Below are 14,068 nucleotides of genomic sequence, written 5' to 3'. Positions count from 1 at the left end.
GGCTCAGCCCGCCGCCGCCAGCTCGGCCTTGACGTCCGCGAGGAGCTTTCGGCCCTCCGCCCCGTCGATCCGGGCGATGTCGTCCTGGTATTTGAGCAGCGCGCCGAGCGTGTCCGACACCGTCTCGGGATCGAGCGCCAGCCGGTCGAGCTCGGTGAGCGCACTCGCCCAGTCGATCGTCTCGGCGACGCCGGGGTTCTTGAAGAGGTCGAGCGTCCGGAGCTTCTGCACATAGGCGACGACCTCACGCGACAGCGCCGCGTTGCAGCCCGGAACCTTGCGGCGGATGATCTCCAGCTCCTGCGCTGCCTCCGGATAGTCGACCCAGTGATAGAGACAGCGGCGCTTCAGCGCGTCGTGCACCTCGCGCGTGCGGTTGGTGGTGATGATGACGATCGGTGGCTCGCCCGCGCGGATCGTGCCGAGTTCCGGCACCGTCACCTGGAAATCGGAGAGCACCTCCAGCAGGAAGGCCTCGAAGGCCTCGTCGGTGCGGTCGAGCTCGTCGATCAGGAAGACCGGCGCGCGCCCGTCCGGCGCGGAGAGCGCCTGCAGCACCGGCCGGCGGATGAGGTAGCGCTCGGAGAAGATGTCGGCCTCGATGCGGCCGCGGTCGGTGGTGCCGGCCGCCTCGGAAAGGCGGATCTCCAGCATCTGCGCCGGATAGTTCCACTCGTAGACGGCCGAGGCGATGTCCAGGCCCTCGTAGCATTGCAGCCGGATCAGCGGCCGGTCGAGCGCCCCGGCCAGCACCTTGGCGATCTCGGTCTTGCCCACGCCCGCCTCGCCTTCGAGGAAGAGCGGCCGCTTCATGCGCAGGGAGAGGAACAGCACGGTGGCGAGCGGGCGCCCGGCGAGATAGTCGCCCGCCGACAGCATGTCCACCGTCTCGTCGATCGATTGCGGGATCGTCCCGCGCCGATAAGCCACGCCGTTCCTCCGTCCTCGGGTGAGAACTTACAACGCGCGGTAGCCCCGGTCCATATAGAGGAGCGCCGGTTTCTGCGGGCCGAAGGACAGTCCCGCGACCTCGCCGATCAGGATCATGTGCGTCGCCACGACCTTGATCTCGACGAGCCGGCAGTCGAAGGCGGCGAGCGCATCGGCGAGCACCGGCGCGCCGGTCACGAGCTCGCGCCAGTCGCCGTGCGCGAATCGGTCCGCCGACGACAGCGTCGGGTCGCGGCCGGAAAAGGCGTTGGCGAGCTCGATCTGGTCGGCCGACAGCGAGTTCAGCGCGAAACGGCCGGCCCTGCGGAAGATGTCGTTGTTGGCATTGGAGGCGTTGAGGCAGGCGAGCACGGTCGGCGGGCCGTCGGACACCGAGCAGGCGGCGGTGATCGTCACCCCGCGCCGCTCGCCCTCATGCGCCGTCGTCACGATCTGCACATGGCCGGCATAACGGCTCATCGCATCGCGGTAGAGCGACGGCTCCAGCATCAACCTGTCCAACACGGCAGTCTCCTTTGACACAGGTGATACATGGCGGAAATGAAGAAAAATGTAACCCCTGCGGTCGATCTTTTTCTTTGACGCGTCTTGCGCGATCCTTACAAAGGCTTGGGTTGCAGCTATGGGACCACCATGAAGACCGCGCTTCTCGCCAGTTTCGCCGCATTCCTCCTTGCAGCACCCGCCCTCGCCGACGGCCTGACCGTCGCCGTCGTAGCGCCGGCGGAAGGGCCGCTTGCCGTCCTCGGCGACCAGGTGCGGGCCGGCGCGCGGGCCGCGGCGGAGGCCGCCGGCGACCGGATCGTCGAGGTGGCCGAGGCCTGCGACGAGACGGACGACGACCGCATCGCCCGCGCCGTCCTCGCGGCGGAAGCATCGGCGGCGGTCGGTTTCCTCTGCACAGAGGGGCTCGCGGCCTCGCTGCCCGCCCTTGCCGAGGCGGGCGTGCCGGCGGTCACGCTCTCCGTGCGCTCCGGCATCCTGATGGAGGACGCGCTGAAGAAGGGCTGGCCCCTCTTCCGGCTCGCCCCCGCGCCGAAGGCCGAGGCGGAGAAGGCCGTCGAGGTCATCGCCCGCGACTGGGTCGCGGAACCCTTCGCGCTGATCGACGACGGCACGATCCATGCGCGCGAGCTCACCGAGGCGATCCGCCTGAGGCTGGAGGAGATCGGCATGAAGGCGACCTTCGTCGACACGTTCCGCCCGGCGCAGGAGCAGCAGATCACGCTGGTGCGCCGGCTCGCCAAGACCGGCGTCACCCGCGTCTTCGTCGGCGGCGACCGCACCGACACGGCGATCATCGCCCGCGATGCCGCGGCCGAGCGCGCGAGCTTCCGCCTGCTCGGCGGCGAGCAGCTCGTCGCGGCCGATCCGCTCGTGCCGATGACGGACGGCGTGCAGGCGATCGCCCTTCCGGACTACGCCGCCCTTCCCGAGGGCGCACCGGTCGCCGCGGCGCTGAAGGAGGAGAAGATCGTCGCCGAAGGCTACGTGCTGCCGGCCCATGCCGCCGTGACGCTGCTTGCGGCCGCGGCGAAGGACGGCGGCGCGCTCGCCGGGGCGCTGGAGGGAAAGACCTTCGCCACGGCGCTCGGCCCCGTCGCCTTCGGCGCCGACCACGAGCTTCGCGAAAACCCCTACCGCCTGCTGGAATGGCGGGACGGCGCCTTCGTGCCCGCGGAGGGTGCCGCCCGATGAGGCCTGGGCCGCGCAACCGCATCACCGACGTCGCGGGCCTCCTGGTCGGCAACGCCACCGACCATGCGCTGCGCTCCGGCGTCACCGTCGTCCTCTGCGAGGAGCCGGCGACGGCGGCCGTGCAGGTGCTCGGCGGCGCGCCCGGCACGCGCGAGACGGACCTGCTCGAGCCGCACAACACGGTCGCGGCGGTGGATGCCGTCGTGCTGTCCGGCGGCTCGGCCTTCGGGCTCGACGCGGCCTCCGGCGTGCAGGCGGGCCTTCGCGAGCGGGGGCGCGGCTTCGAAGTCGGCCCGTTCCGCGTGCCGATCGTGCCGGCCGCCATCCTCTTCGACCTTGCGAACGGCGGGGACAAGGGCTGGGGCCGCTTCCCGCCCTACCGCGAGCTGGGCCACGCGGCCCTCGCCGCGGTCGCGGCGGACTTTGCGACCGGCAGCGCCGGCGCCGGCACGGGGGCGACGACCGCCACCTTCAAGGGCGGGCTCGGCACCGCGTCGGCCGCGCTTGGAAACGGCTTCACCGTCGGCGCACTCGTCGCCGTCAATGCGCTCGGCTCGGCGACGGTCGGCGGCACGCGCCATTTCTGGGCCGCCCCCTTCGAGGAGGACGGCGAGTTCGGCGGCCTCGGCCTGCCCTCGCCCTTCCCCGCCGAGGCAAGGCTGCCGCGCACCAAGCTTTCCGCCGGCCCGGAGAACACCACCATCGCCGTCGTCGCCACCGACGCGGCCCTCACCAAGGCGGAGGCGAAGCGGCTGGCGATCGCCGCCCATGACGGCTTTTCCCGCGCGCTCTGGCCGGCGCACACGCCGCTCGACGGCGACCTCGTCTTCGCGCTCGCCACCGGCCGGGCCGGCCGCACGCCGGAGCCCATGGATTTCATCGACCTCTGCGCGGCGGCGGCCGCCACCATGGCGCGCGCCATCGCCCGCGGCGTGCACGACGCCGAGCCGCGCCCCGGCGACCTTTCGCCCGCCTGGGCGTCGACACTCTGACGGTGCGCCTTTCTCCTTCTCCCGGCGGGAGAAGGTGGCCCGAAGGGTCGGATGAGGAGGGGGTGGAACGTACCGCAATCCCGCCTTCGGCGTCCCCCTCATCCCGCTGCCGCGGCCTTCTCCCGCCGGAGAGAAGGGGAGAGCGGAGAAGATGCATTCCAATTGCCCCGTTGTTCGCCCCTGCCGGCGATGCTATGCCGTCGCCGACCCCATCCTCACGGAGCCAGACATGAGCCAGCCCATCCGCATCGCCCCGTCCATCCTCGCCGCCGACTACGCGAAACTGGGGCAGGAAGTGCGCGACGTGGTGGCGGCGGGCGCCGACTGGGTCCATCTCGACATCATGGACGGCCATTTCGTGCCGAACATCTCCTTCGGCCCGGACGTCATCAAGGCGCTGCGCCCGCAGACCGACGCCTTCTTCGACTGCCACCTGATGATCGCGCCCGCCGATCCCTATCTCGAGGCCTTCGCCAAGGCCGGCTGCGACGGCATCACCGTGCATGCGGAGGCGGGCCCCCATCTCGACCGCTCCGTGCAGGCGATCAAGGCGCTGGGGAAACGCGCGGGCGTCGCCATCAATCCGGCGACCCCGGAAAGCGTGCTCGACTATCTCCTCGACAAGATCGACCTCATCCTCGTCATGACCGTGAACCCGGGCTTCGGCGGCCAGAGGTTCATCCCGGCGATGGAGGAGAAGATCCGCCGCGTGCGCGCGCTCGTCGGCGACCGGCCGATCGACATCGAGGTCGACGGCGGCATCGCGCTGGACACGATCGCCGTGCCGGCGCGCGCGGGCGCCAACGCCTTCGTCGCCGGCTCGGCGATCTTCGGCGGCGGCCATGTCGACGCCTACCGCAAGACCGTCGAGACGCTGCGCGCCAATGCGCAAGGGGCGCGGGCATGAGAGCCCGCGCGGGCCTGGCGGCGGGCCTCGCCGCCTGCCTGCTTCTCGCCGCCCCGGCCGGGGCGGGCGATTTCGCGGCCTTCCAGCCCATCGGCTTCTCCGCCGACGGCAAGGTCTTCGCCTTCGAGGAATTCGGCGTCCAGGACGGCTCCGGCTTTCCCTATTCCAGTCTCTATTTCCTCGACACGGAGAAGGACGCCTTCCTTCCCGGCACGCCGGTGCGCGTGCGCCTCGACGACGAGGCCGCCGACCTCGCGACCGCGCGCGCCAAGAGCCGTGAGACGGCGGACGCACTGATCGGGACGCACGGGCTTCTTGCCAATCCCGGCGTGCTCGCCGCCTTCAACCCGATGGGCGAGGCCGGCGTCGACCGGAGCCGCATCGCCTATTTCCCGCACGCGGTCGAGCCGATGCCGGGCGGGCGCTATGCGCTGGAACTGGAGGAGATCGCCCTCCCCGTCCCGGAGAAATGCAGGGACCTGACGCCCGAGGGCGGCAAGGGCTTCCGCCTCCGCCTCGTCGAGCGGGACGGCGCGCCCGCCGACCGCGTCCTCCACGCCGACACGCGCATCCCCGACAGCCGCAACTGCCCGCTCTCCTACCAGATCTCCGGCGCCGTGACCTTCCATCCGTATCCGGGCGAGCCGGTCCATGTCGCGCTGGTGCTGGTGCGCAGCTTCGGCTTCGAGGGCAGCGACGGACGCTGGCTCGCGGTCCCCTTCCGGCCGTGACGATGGCGGTCCCCCCCGGCACGGAGCGGCGGACGGCGGCGGTGTTCCCGTCGCTGACGCTCTGTCTCGGCGGGGCGGTCGGCTGGGGGCTCCTGATGGCGGCCTGCGCCCTCGTCTCGCTCCTGCTGCACGAGCGCTGGCAGACCTTCCATCTGGCGAAGCTGCTGGCGCTCTATTTCTGCGGCGGCGTCGCCGCCTGGCCGATCGTGCTGCCGCTCGCCCGCTGGCTCACCCGCCGCCACGCCGCCGAAACGCGCTTCGCCGCCCATTTCGTGCTGCTCGGCGTCGGCACTATCGCCATGACGGCCTTCCTCTTCGCCATGCAGTACCGGCTGTTCTACGCGCAGTGGCACCAGCCCTTCGGCACGCGCATCTGGGTGTACCAGTTCGTCTTCACCTCGGCCGGCGCCGTCTACCAGTTCGCCGTGATGGGGCTCTCGCTCTACCTGCCGGTCGGCCTGCCGCTGCTCGCCGGCGCCAGCCTGTGGCTTGCGAAGACCATGCGTTGAGCTTGCCCGCCATCTTTGCTAAAGCGGCGCCAATCCTCTCCCAGCCCAAGAAAGTCCCGAGCCGATGATCCCTCGCTATTCCCGACCGGACATGGTCGCCATCTGGTCGCCCGAAACGAAGTTCCGCATCTGGTTCGAGATCGAGGCGCATGCGTGCGACGCGCTCGCCGAGCTCGGCGTGATCCCGAAGGAAGCGGCGAAGACGATCTGGGAGAAAGGGGGGGCTGCCACCTTCGACGTCGCCCGCATCGACGAGATCGAGGCCGTCACCAGGCACGACGTCATCGCCTTCCTGACGCATCTCGCCGAGATCGTCGGCCCCGACGCCCGCTTCGTGCACCAGGGCATGACGTCGTCGGACGTGCTCGACACGACCTTCAACATCCAGCTCGTGCGCGCCGCCGACATCCTCATCGCCGACATGGACCGACTGCTCGCCGCGCTGAAGGCCCGCGCCTTCGAGCACAAGGACACGGTGCGCATCGGCCGCAGCCACGGCATCCATGCCGAGCCGACGACGATGGGCCTGACGCTCGCCCGCTTCTATGCCGAGATGGCGCGCGGTCGCGCCCGCCTTGTCGCCGCCCGCGCGGAGGTCGCGACCGGCGCGGTCTCCGGCGCCGTCGGCACCTTTGCCAATATCGACCCGCGCGTGGAAGAACACGTCTGCGCGAAGCTCGGCCTCGTGCCGGAGCCCGTCTCGACCCAGGTGATCCCGCGCGACCGCCACGCCATGTTCTTCGCCACGCTCGGCGTCATCGCCTCGTCGATCGAGAACGTCGCGATCGAGATCCGCCACATGCAGCGGACGGAGGTGCTGGAAGCGGAGGAATATTTCTCGCCCGGCCAGAAGGGCTCCTCGGCCATGCCGCACAAGCGCAACCCGGTGCTGACCGAGAACCTGACGGGGCTTGCCCGCCTCGTGCGCATGGCCGTCACGCCCGCCATGGAGAACGTGGCGCTCTGGCACGAGCGCGACATCTCCCATTCGAGCGTCGAGCGCGGCATCGGTCCGGACACGACCATCACCCTCGACTTCGCGCTGAACCGGCTTGCCGGCGTCATCGACAAGCTGGTGATCTATCCCGACAACATGATGAAGAACCTCGACAAGTTCCGCGGGCTTGTCCATTCGCAGCGCGTGCTGCTGGCGCTGACGCAGGCCGGCGTCTCGCGCGAGGACAGCTACCGCCTCGTCCAGCGCAACGCCATGAAGGTCTGGGAACAGGGCAAGGATTTCCTCGAGGAGCTGCTCGCCGACGCGGAGGTGCGCGCCGCGCTTTCCGAGGAGGACCTGCGCGAGAAATTCGACCTCGGCTACCACACCAAGCACGTCGACACGATCTTCCGCCGCGTCTTCGGCACGGCATAGCCGGGCCGGCGGCGATGGCGCCGGTGGCGCCATCGCTCCCCTCCGGAGGGCGCCCGCATTCACGGAACGCCCTTCAAGCGCGCTCGTCCGCCACCAGCTTGCGGTAGAGATGCCAGGTCGCGTGCCCGAGGATCGGCATGACGACGGCGAGGCCGACGAAGAGCGGGATCGTGCCGACGACGAGAAGCGCCGCGACGATCAGGCCCCAGAGCGCCACCGGCGCCGGGTTGAGCAGCGTCGCGCGCAGCGAGGTCGCGACCGCCGAGACGGCGCCGACGTCGCGGTCGATCAGCAGCGGGAAGGCGATCACCGTGGTCGACAGCGCGACCAGCGCGAAGCAGAAGCCGATCGCGTTGCCGGCCAGCATCAGGAGCGTGCCCTCCTCGCGGGCGAAGATCGAGGCGAGGAACAGCGCCAGCGATTGCGGCGGCTCCGGCCCGAAGAGGCTCACATAGAGGTCCTGCGCCACCAGCAGCCAGGCGACGAACAGCACCGTCAGCATCGCCCCGACGGCGAGGATCGCCGGCAGCGCCGGCGAATGGCGCACCGCGAGCGCATGCCGCCAGGAGGCATCGAGCCCGAGCTCGCGCCGCCGGCTGATCTCGTAGAGCCCGACCGCGAGGAAGGGTCCGAGCAGCGCGAAGCCCGCCATCAGCGGGAAGATCAGCGGCAGCATGTTGGCGCCCGAGCTCCAGGTGACGAGCACGACGCCGCAGATCGGATAGATCAGGCACAGGAAGGCGTAGTGGGACGGCCTGGCGCGGAAATCGTCGAAGCCGCGGGACAACGCGTCGAAGACGTCGGAAAAGCCGATCCGCCGGATCGCCGGACGCGCGACCATCTCGTCCGGCCCCGCCATCACATGAAACGTCGCCATGGTAGTCCTCCTTGCCGGTTCTGCCGCCGGCAGGAGCCGCCACGCTGGGCTGCGGGTGGAGGGCGATCGTCCGCCACCCCGGCCGCCCGTGACGGGCTCCGCGACTGGCATTGATGAAGCGCAAGTATACACCGGGGCGGCCGCTTGTCCTCCCCTCTTGACTTCAGCTCTTCGTGAACGCACATGCCGGCGCATGAAAGCCTCCGAAGCAGACATCCTCATCGTCCCCGGCTACACCAATTCCGGACCCGACCACTGGCAGAGCCGCTGGCAGGGCAAGCTCGCGACCGCCCGCCGCGTCGAGCAGGCCGAATGGTCGAAGCCGGTGCGCGAGGACTGGGTCGCCCGCGTCGTCGAGGAGGTCGCCGCCGCGACCCGGCCGGTGGTGCTGGTCGCCCATTCGCTGGGCGTCGCCGCCGCCGTCCATGCCGTGCCGCAGCTCGGCGGCAAGGTCGCCGGCGCCTTCCTCGTCGCACCGCCCGACGTCGCCAATCCGGCGATCCGCCCGAAGCACCTGATGACCTTCGGCCCCTACCCGCGCGATCCGCTGCCCTTCCCCTCGCTGGTCGTCGCCAGCCGCAACGACCCGTTCGGCACCTACGAGCACGCCGACGACATCGCCGCCGCCTGGGGCTCGCTGCTGCTCGACGCCGGCCCTTCCGGCCACATCAACACGGAGTCCGGCCACGGCCCCTGGCCGGAGGGCACGATGGTCTTCGCCCGCTTCCTGAGCCGGCTGAAGCCGCCCGCCTGACCCCAGATCCGAGAGTCCTCGATTAAGGGGAATTTCATACAATTCCTCCACCTTGCGAGGGTCGAGTTACAAGCAGGCGCCGCATCTCATGGCCAAACCATCCGGTTCGACCTCCATTCCCGTGCGAGAAGCAGACCGCGCGCCGTCGCATCGGCACCTCCTCGACAGATCCGGCTTCGGCTACGCGGCGATCGACGGGCAAGGACGCATCGTCGAGGCGAACGCGGCGTTCCTCCGCCCCTTCGGCGCGGCGGGGATCGCCGACCTGCCGCCTTTCGAGGAGGCCGTGTCGCCGAAGGATCGCGCCGTGCTTTCCGTCGCGCGGCAATCGCGCCTGCCCGGGCAGACGCCGTGGGAGCTGCGCTTCCGGCGCGCCGACGGCAGCGAGTTCTGGGTGCTGGCCTCGTTCATCGAGCCGCCCTTTCTCCCGGGCGGGGAGGACGGCCCCGCCCTGATCGTCCAGACGGTCGACGTCGACGAGCGCAAGCGCAACGCGCTCGAGCTCGCCGAGCGCGAGAGCCGCTGGAACCACGCCCTCGAATCCGCCGGCCAAGGCGTCTGGGACCACGATTTCACGCGCGGCGACCTGTTCTATTCCCGCCAGTGGCGCGCGATCCGCGGCCTCAAGCCCGAGGATCCGATCGAGCCGGCGCTGGAAAGCTGGATCAAGACCGTCCATCCCGACGACCACGCCCATGTGCGCGAGCAGATCCGTCGCCAGGAGACGGGCGAGGCGCCGTTCAGCGTCTTCGCCTACCGAGAGAAGCACCGCGATGGCCATTGGGTCTGGATCGAGAGCCGCGGCGCCGTCGTCGAATACGGCCCGGACGGCAAGCCGAGCCGCATCGCCGGCACGGACACCGACATCACCGAGCGCAAGGAGGCGGAGGAACGCCTCGCCCACATGTCGCGCCGGCTGGAGCTCGCCCTCGGCATCTCCAACATCGGCGTCTTCGAGGTCAACCTCAGGACCGGCGAGTCGAAGTGGGACGACCGGATGATCGAGATGTACGGCTTCGCGGCGACGCCCGACGACGACGCCTGGGAGGCGGCGCTGCATCCGGAGGACCGCGCGCGGGCGCGCGAGCGGGTGGCGCAGGCCGTCGCCCAGCGCCGCGACTTCGCCAATGAGTTCCGCATCGTGCGCGGCGACGGCGAAATCCGCCACATCCGCGGCCGCGCCGCCTATTACGTCGACCTCGCCGGCGTGCCGCGGCTGATCGGCGCCAACTGGGACGTGACGGAGGACGTGCGCCTGCAGGAGGAGCTGCAGCGCGCCAAGGTGCTGGCCGAGGCGCGCAACCGCGAGCTCGAGGCGGCGAAGGAGCGCATCGAGTACACCGCGCTGCACGACCATCTGACCGGCCTGCCGAACCGGCGCTTCCTCGACGAGACGATCGAGGCGGCGGCGGTCAGGGCACGCGAGAACGGCGACCGGCTCGCCGTGCTCCACATCGACCTCGACCGCTTCAAGGAGATCAACGACACGCTCGGCCATCTCGCCGGCGACCGCATGCTCATGCATGCGGCGGGCGTGCTCAATGCGCTGAAGGGTCCGTCCGACTTCGTCGCCCGCATCGGCGGCGACGAGTTCGTCTTCCTCTCGCAGGGCTCGGGCGGGCGCAACCTCGCCACGCTCGCCGAGGAGATCGTCGAGGCGATGCGCAAGCCGGTGCTGTTCGAGGGTCACGTCTGCCGCTTCGGCGCCAGCGTCGGCATCGCCAGCCAGTCCGGCGCGACGATCGACCCGCGCCAGCTCCTCGTCAATGCCGACCTCGCGCTCTACCGCGCCAAGAACCGCGGCCGCAGCCGCCACGAATTCTTCACCAGCGACATCCAGGCGCAGATCATCGTCAACAAGCAGACGGCCGACGAGATCCTCACCGGCATCGAGCAGCGCCGCTTCCTGCCCTGGTACCAGCCGCAGTTCTGCGCCCGCACGCTCGACATCGTCGGCGTCGAGACGCTCGCCCGCTGGGATCACCCGACGCGCGGCATCCTCGCGCCCGACGCCTTCCTCAAGATCGCCGAGGACCTCGGCTGCGTGGCGACGATCGACCGCATCGTGCTGGAAAGATCGCTTTCCGACTTCGCCGAATGGAAGGCGCTCGGGCTCGGTATTAATAAGATCTCGGCCAACGTCTCCTCCAAGCGCCTGCACGACCCGGATCTCGCCCGCTCGCTGCGCTCGCTCGACATCCAGCCGAAGTCGGTCTCCTTCGAGCTCCTGGAATCGATCTTCCTCGACGACTGCGACCGCGTCGTCCTGGAGAACCTCGCGGAGATGCGCCGGCTCGGCATCGACATCGAGATCGACGACTTCGGCACCGGCCACGCCTCCATCGTCAGCCTGCTCAAGCTCAGCCCGCGCCGGCTGAAGATCGACCGCGAGATCGTCAAGCCGGTCAACCGCTCGCCGGGGCAGCGCAAGCTGGTCGGCACGATCATCGAGATCGGCCGCTCGCTCAACATCGAGGTGGTGGCGGAAGGCGTGGAGACGCCGAGCCATGTCGCGATCCTGCGCGACCTCGGTTGCGACGTGCTGCAGGGCTATGCGCTCGCCCGGCCGATCCCGGCCGCGGCCATTCCGGATTTCGTCGCCCGGCAGGAATGGCGTTCCGCCGCCGGCAACGTCTGCGACATCCAGGCGGAGCTGCGCCGCTCCGTCGCCCGCTAGGCGCGAAAAAGGCCGCCCAGGGGCGGCCTTCGGTTCAAGCAGCAAAGGAACGGAGCGGTCAGCCGGCCTCGACCTGCGCCACCGCCACGGCGAGCAGCTCGACGAGCTGCACCCGGATGTCGTCCTCGCTGCGGGCGACGCCGGCCGCGTCGAAATCGGCCTTGATCTTGCGCACGATGTCTTCCTGGCCGGCTTCCTCGAAGTCCACGGCGACCACGTCCTTCGCATAGGCGTCGGCCTCCGCGTCGGTCTTGCCGAGAAGGCCGGCGGCCCACAGGCCCACCAGCTTGGCGCGGCGCGCCTCGGCCTTGAAACGCAGTTCCTCGTCCAGCGCGAACTTGGCCTCGAAGGCCTTCTGCCGATCCTGTATGCTGGTCATCTATGGCTCCCGTCAGATTCTCTTCCATATGGGCTTTCCCGCCCATTAATCAAAACACCGGCAAAAGTGCAATGCGAACTTTCGTTACCGCGCCGCAGTCCGGAAAAAGGGGGATCGCTCGAGACGCCGATTGTGAAAGCGCGGCATTTCGTTTATGGAGCCCGGAACGAACGACACCTGCGCGAGCCCCAAGCGCGCCAACAACAGAGATAAAATCCATGAACCGTCGCCGCCGTATCTACGAGGGCAAGGCCAAGATTCTCTACGAGGGTCCTGAGCCGGGCACCCTGATCCAGTTCTTCAAGGACGATGCCACCGCCTTCAACAAGAAGAAGCACGATGTCATCGACGGCAAGGGCGTGCTGAACAACCGGATCTCCGAATACATCTTCACGCAGCTCAACAAGATGGGCATCCCGACCCATTTCATCCGCCGCATGAACATGCGCGAGCAGCTGATCAAGGAAGTGGAGATCATCCCGCTGGAAGTGGTCGTGCGCAACGTCGCCGCCGGCTCGCTGTCCAAGCGCCTCGGCATCGAGGAAGGCACCGTGCTGCCGCGCTCGATCATCGAGTTCTACTTCAAGGCCGACGCGCTCGACGACCCGATGGTCTCCGAGGAGCACATCACCGCCTTCGGCTGGGCGAGCCCGCAGGAGCTCGACGACATCATGGCGCTCGCCATCCGCGTCAACGACTTCCTCTCCGGCCTCTTCCTCGGCGTCGGCATCCAGCTCGTCGACTTCAAGATCGAGTGCGGCCGCCTCTACGAGGGCGACATGATGCGCATCATCATCGCCGACGAGATCTCGCCCGACAGCTGCCGCCTCTGGGACATCGCCACCCAGGAGAAGATGGACAAGGACCGCTTCCGCCGCGACATGGGCGGCCTCGTCGAGGCCTACCAGGAAGTGGCCCGCCGCCTCGGCATCATCAACGAGAACGAGCCCGTGCGCGGCACCGGCCCCGTGCTCGTGAAATAGGATTGGAAGAGAACAGGCACATGATCAAGGCACGCGTAACGGTCACGCTCAAGAACGGTGTGCTCGACCCGCAGGGCAAGGCGATCGAGGGCGCGCTCGGCAGCCTCGGCTTCGACGGCGTCGGCCAGGTCCGCCAGGGCAAGGTCTTCGACCTCGAGCTCGAGACCGCCGACCGCGCGAAGGCCGAAGCCGACCTCAAGGCGATGTGCGAGAAGCTGCTGGCCAACACCGTTATCGAGAACTATACTATCGCCCTCGCCTGATGGTTGAAAGGGTGGCATATGTCCAAGGTTACCCAGGAATTGATGTTCGAGCTTCTGAAGAAGATTCAGGCCGACACGCAAAGCCTGAAGCAGGGGCAATCCGAAATACGCGCGGAGATCAATGCGCTCCGCGGCACGGTGATTTCGATGCAAAAGGACATCCAGAATATCTACAGTGTTCTGAGCCGGCATGAGGATCGCCTCGACCGTATCGAAAACCGCCTCGAACTGCGTGAACTCGCCGAGGCCCAGGCAAGGTTTGAGCCACACCCATGAAATCCGCCGTCGTCCAGCTTCCCGGCCTCAACCGCGACCGCGACATGATCGCGGCGCTGACGAAAATCTGCGGCCATGCGCCGGTCACTGTCTGGCAGACCGAGACGGAGCTGCCGGACGTCGACCTCATCGTCATCCCCGGCGGCTTCTCCTACGGCGACTACCTGCGCTGCGGGGCGATCGCCGCGCGCATGCCGGTGATGCAGGCGATCAAGGCGAAGGCCGAGGCCGGCGTGAAGGTGCTCGGCGTCTGCAACGGCTTCCAGATCCTGCTGGAGGCGGGCCTGCTGCCCGGCGCGCTGATGCGCAACGCTTCGCTGAAATTCGTCTGCCGCGAGATCAGGCTTGAGGTCGTCAACGCCGAGACGGCCTTCACCCGCGCCTACGAGAAGGGCCAGATCATCCGCTGCCCGGTCGCCCATCACGACGGCAACTATTTCGCCGACGCCGAGACGCTGGCGGCGATCGAGGGCAACGGCCAGGTCGTCTTCCGCTATGCCGAGGGCACCAACCCGAACGGCTCGATCAACGACATCGCCGGCGTGATCAACGCCAGCGGCAACGTGCTCGGCCTGATGCCGCATCCGGAAAACCTCATCGAGGCCGCCCACGGCGGCACGGACGGCCGCGGCCTCTTCGCCTCGGCGCTCGACGTCATCGCCGCTTAACCGGTTCCCGCTAGACAGGGGCGCATGTCCC

The 14,068-nt window shown here is 68.9% G+C and carries 16 protein-coding genes; 12 read left to right on the top strand and 4 right to left on the bottom strand.

Annotated elements, in window-relative coordinates; translation table 11 throughout:
* Positions 1 to 3: 3 nt before the first annotated feature.
* Together NNZ72_RS06930 and NNZ72_RS06925 are read right to left on the bottom strand one after the other, a co-directional pair.
* A complete protein-coding gene (locus NNZ72_RS06930; RefSeq protein ID WP_257314544.1) occupies positions 4 to 879 on the bottom strand; it encodes an AAA family ATPase in 876 nt (291 codons plus the stop codon).
* A gap of 78 nt (positions 880 to 957) precedes the next feature.
* Positions 958 to 1,440: a flavin reductase family protein gene (locus NNZ72_RS06925; RefSeq protein ID WP_257314542.1), complete on the bottom strand. Its 483-nt coding sequence runs from the start codon at positions 1,438 to 1,440 to the stop codon at positions 958 to 960.
* Positions 1,441 to 1,584: 144 nt separating this feature from the next.
* On the opposite strand from NNZ72_RS06925, the gene NNZ72_RS06920 reads away from it, so the two are divergent.
* The 6 genes from NNZ72_RS06920 to purB all read left to right on the top strand — a co-directional run bounded on the left by NNZ72_RS06920 (position 1,585) and on the right by purB (position 7,160).
* Positions 1,585 to 2,649: an ABC transporter substrate-binding protein gene (locus tag NNZ72_RS06920; protein WP_257314406.1), complete on the top strand. Its 1,065-nt coding sequence runs from the start codon at positions 1,585 to 1,587 to the stop codon at positions 2,647 to 2,649.
* Positions 2,646 to 3,641, top strand: coding sequence for a P1 family peptidase (locus NNZ72_RS06915; RefSeq protein WP_257314404.1), 996 nt, complete (start codon positions 2,646 to 2,648; stop codon positions 3,639 to 3,641). Before NNZ72_RS06920 ends, NNZ72_RS06915 begins: the two co-directional genes overlap by 4 nt.
* 229 nt (positions 3,642 to 3,870) lie before the next feature.
* Positions 3,871 to 4,548, top strand: a complete 678-nt coding sequence (gene rpe / locus NNZ72_RS06910) for a ribulose-phosphate 3-epimerase (RefSeq protein ID WP_257314402.1) — start codon at positions 3,871 to 3,873, stop codon at positions 4,546 to 4,548.
* Positions 4,545 to 5,279, top strand: coding sequence for a DUF2259 domain-containing protein (locus NNZ72_RS06905; RefSeq protein WP_257314401.1), 735 nt, complete (start codon positions 4,545 to 4,547; stop codon positions 5,277 to 5,279). Before rpe ends, NNZ72_RS06905 begins: the two co-directional genes overlap by 4 nt.
* 2 nt (positions 5,280 to 5,281) lie before the next feature.
* Entirely contained in the window at positions 5,282 to 5,788 is a 507-nt protein-coding gene (locus NNZ72_RS06900) for a hypothetical protein (protein ID WP_257314400.1), read from the top strand.
* 64 nt (positions 5,789 to 5,852) lie between these two features.
* The gene (gene purB / locus NNZ72_RS06895; protein ID WP_257314399.1) at positions 5,853 to 7,160 is read left to right on the top strand and encodes an adenylosuccinate lyase; all 1,308 of its coding nucleotides are present in this window, start codon (positions 5,853 to 5,855) and stop codon (positions 7,158 to 7,160) included.
* Between the two features lie 73 nt (positions 7,161 to 7,233).
* Here purB and NNZ72_RS06890 read toward each other — a convergent pair whose 3' ends face one another.
* Positions 7,234 to 8,037, bottom strand: coding sequence for a DUF2189 domain-containing protein (locus NNZ72_RS06890; protein ID WP_257314398.1), 804 nt, complete (start codon positions 8,035 to 8,037; stop codon positions 7,234 to 7,236).
* 193 nt (positions 8,038 to 8,230) lie between these two features.
* Between NNZ72_RS06890 and NNZ72_RS06885 the strand changes: the two genes are divergently transcribed.
* Both NNZ72_RS06885 and NNZ72_RS06880 read left to right on the top strand, forming a co-directional pair.
* Positions 8,231 to 8,791 (top strand): RBBP9/YdeN family alpha/beta hydrolase, encoded by a 561-nt coding sequence (locus tag NNZ72_RS06885; RefSeq protein WP_257314397.1) that lies wholly within the window; start codon positions 8,231 to 8,233, stop codon positions 8,789 to 8,791.
* 88 nt (positions 8,792 to 8,879) lie between these two features.
* A complete protein-coding gene (locus tag NNZ72_RS06880; RefSeq protein ID WP_257314396.1) occupies positions 8,880 to 11,468 on the top strand; it encodes a bifunctional diguanylate cyclase/phosphodiesterase in 2,589 nt (862 codons plus the stop codon).
* 58 nt (positions 11,469 to 11,526) lie between these two features.
* Here NNZ72_RS06880 and NNZ72_RS06875 read toward each other — a convergent pair whose 3' ends face one another.
* A complete protein-coding gene (locus tag NNZ72_RS06875) occupies positions 11,527 to 11,847 on the bottom strand; it encodes a DUF1476 domain-containing protein (protein WP_257314395.1) in 321 nt (106 codons plus the stop codon).
* A gap of 218 nt (positions 11,848 to 12,065) precedes the next feature.
* Here NNZ72_RS06875 and purC point away from each other — a divergent pair, with 218 nt between their 5' ends.
* Genes purC through purQ form a run of 4 tightly spaced genes read left to right on the top strand, consistent with a single transcriptional unit; the run spans position 12,066 to position 14,037 of the window.
* The gene (gene purC / locus NNZ72_RS06870; protein ID WP_257314394.1) at positions 12,066 to 12,830 is read left to right on the top strand and encodes a phosphoribosylaminoimidazolesuccinocarboxamide synthase; all 765 of its coding nucleotides are present in this window, start codon (positions 12,066 to 12,068) and stop codon (positions 12,828 to 12,830) included.
* Positions 12,831 to 12,850: 20 nt separating this feature from the next.
* The gene (purS, locus tag NNZ72_RS06865; protein WP_160872458.1) at positions 12,851 to 13,093 is read left to right on the top strand and encodes a phosphoribosylformylglycinamidine synthase subunit PurS; all 243 of its coding nucleotides are present in this window, start codon (positions 12,851 to 12,853) and stop codon (positions 13,091 to 13,093) included.
* 18 nt (positions 13,094 to 13,111) lie between these two features.
* Positions 13,112 to 13,369, top strand: coding sequence for a hypothetical protein (locus NNZ72_RS06860; RefSeq protein ID WP_257314391.1), 258 nt, complete (start codon positions 13,112 to 13,114; stop codon positions 13,367 to 13,369).
* Positions 13,366 to 14,037 carry a phosphoribosylformylglycinamidine synthase subunit PurQ gene (purQ, locus tag NNZ72_RS06855; protein ID WP_257314390.1) on the top strand — a complete coding sequence of 224 codons (672 nt, stop codon included), beginning with the start codon at positions 13,366 to 13,368 and terminating at the stop codon, positions 14,035 to 14,037. The genes NNZ72_RS06860 and purQ overlap by 4 nt, the downstream gene beginning before the upstream one ends.
* Positions 14,038 to 14,068: the final 31 nt, after the last annotated feature.

The organism is Shinella pollutisoli, assembly GCF_024609765.1.
Taxonomy (GTDB): domain Bacteria; phylum Pseudomonadota; class Alphaproteobacteria; order Rhizobiales; family Rhizobiaceae; genus Shinella; species Shinella pollutisoli.
Note: the sequence above shows the minus strand (reverse complement) of the source record. Positions and strands in the feature narration are given on the sequence as shown.

What these genes read in the sequence shown, in the direction of transcription:
- NNZ72_RS06930 (WP_257314544.1), bottom strand. Translation starts at nt 879, where the DNA reads ATGCTGTCGGCGGGCGACTATCTCGCCGGGCGCCCGCTCGCCACCGTG.
- NNZ72_RS06925 (WP_257314542.1), bottom strand. Translation starts at nt 1,440, where the DNA reads ATGCTGGAGCCGTCGCTCTACCGCGATGCGATGAGCCGTTATGCCGGC.
- NNZ72_RS06920 (WP_257314406.1), top strand. Translation starts at nt 1,585, where the DNA reads ATGAAGACCGCGCTTCTCGCCAGTTTCGCCGCATTCCTCCTTGCAGCA.
- NNZ72_RS06915 (WP_257314404.1), top strand. Translation starts at nt 2,646, where the DNA reads ATGAGGCCTGGGCCGCGCAACCGCATCACCGACGTCGCGGGCCTCCTG.
- rpe (WP_257314402.1), top strand. Translation starts at nt 3,871, where the DNA reads ATGAGCCAGCCCATCCGCATCGCCCCGTCCATCCTCGCCGCCGACTAC.
- NNZ72_RS06905 (WP_257314401.1), top strand. Translation starts at nt 4,545, where the DNA reads ATGAGAGCCCGCGCGGGCCTGGCGGCGGGCCTCGCCGCCTGCCTGCTT.
- NNZ72_RS06900 (WP_257314400.1), top strand. Translation starts at nt 5,282, where the DNA reads ATGGCGGTCCCCCCCGGCACGGAGCGGCGGACGGCGGCGGTGTTCCCG.
- purB (WP_257314399.1), top strand. Translation starts at nt 5,853, where the DNA reads ATGATCCCTCGCTATTCCCGACCGGACATGGTCGCCATCTGGTCGCCC.
- NNZ72_RS06890 (WP_257314398.1), bottom strand. Translation starts at nt 8,037, where the DNA reads ATGGCGACGTTTCATGTGATGGCGGGGCCGGACGAGATGGTCGCGCGT.
- NNZ72_RS06885 (WP_257314397.1), top strand. Translation starts at nt 8,231, where the DNA reads ATGAAAGCCTCCGAAGCAGACATCCTCATCGTCCCCGGCTACACCAAT.
- NNZ72_RS06880 (WP_257314396.1), top strand. Translation starts at nt 8,880, where the DNA reads ATGGCCAAACCATCCGGTTCGACCTCCATTCCCGTGCGAGAAGCAGAC.
- NNZ72_RS06875 (WP_257314395.1), bottom strand. Translation starts at nt 11,847, where the DNA reads ATGACCAGCATACAGGATCGGCAGAAGGCCTTCGAGGCCAAGTTCGCG.
- purC (WP_257314394.1), top strand. Translation starts at nt 12,066, where the DNA reads ATGAACCGTCGCCGCCGTATCTACGAGGGCAAGGCCAAGATTCTCTAC.
- purS (WP_160872458.1), top strand. Translation starts at nt 12,851, where the DNA reads ATGATCAAGGCACGCGTAACGGTCACGCTCAAGAACGGTGTGCTCGAC.
- NNZ72_RS06860 (WP_257314391.1), top strand. Translation starts at nt 13,112, where the DNA reads ATGTCCAAGGTTACCCAGGAATTGATGTTCGAGCTTCTGAAGAAGATT.
- purQ (WP_257314390.1), top strand. Translation starts at nt 13,366, where the DNA reads ATGAAATCCGCCGTCGTCCAGCTTCCCGGCCTCAACCGCGACCGCGAC.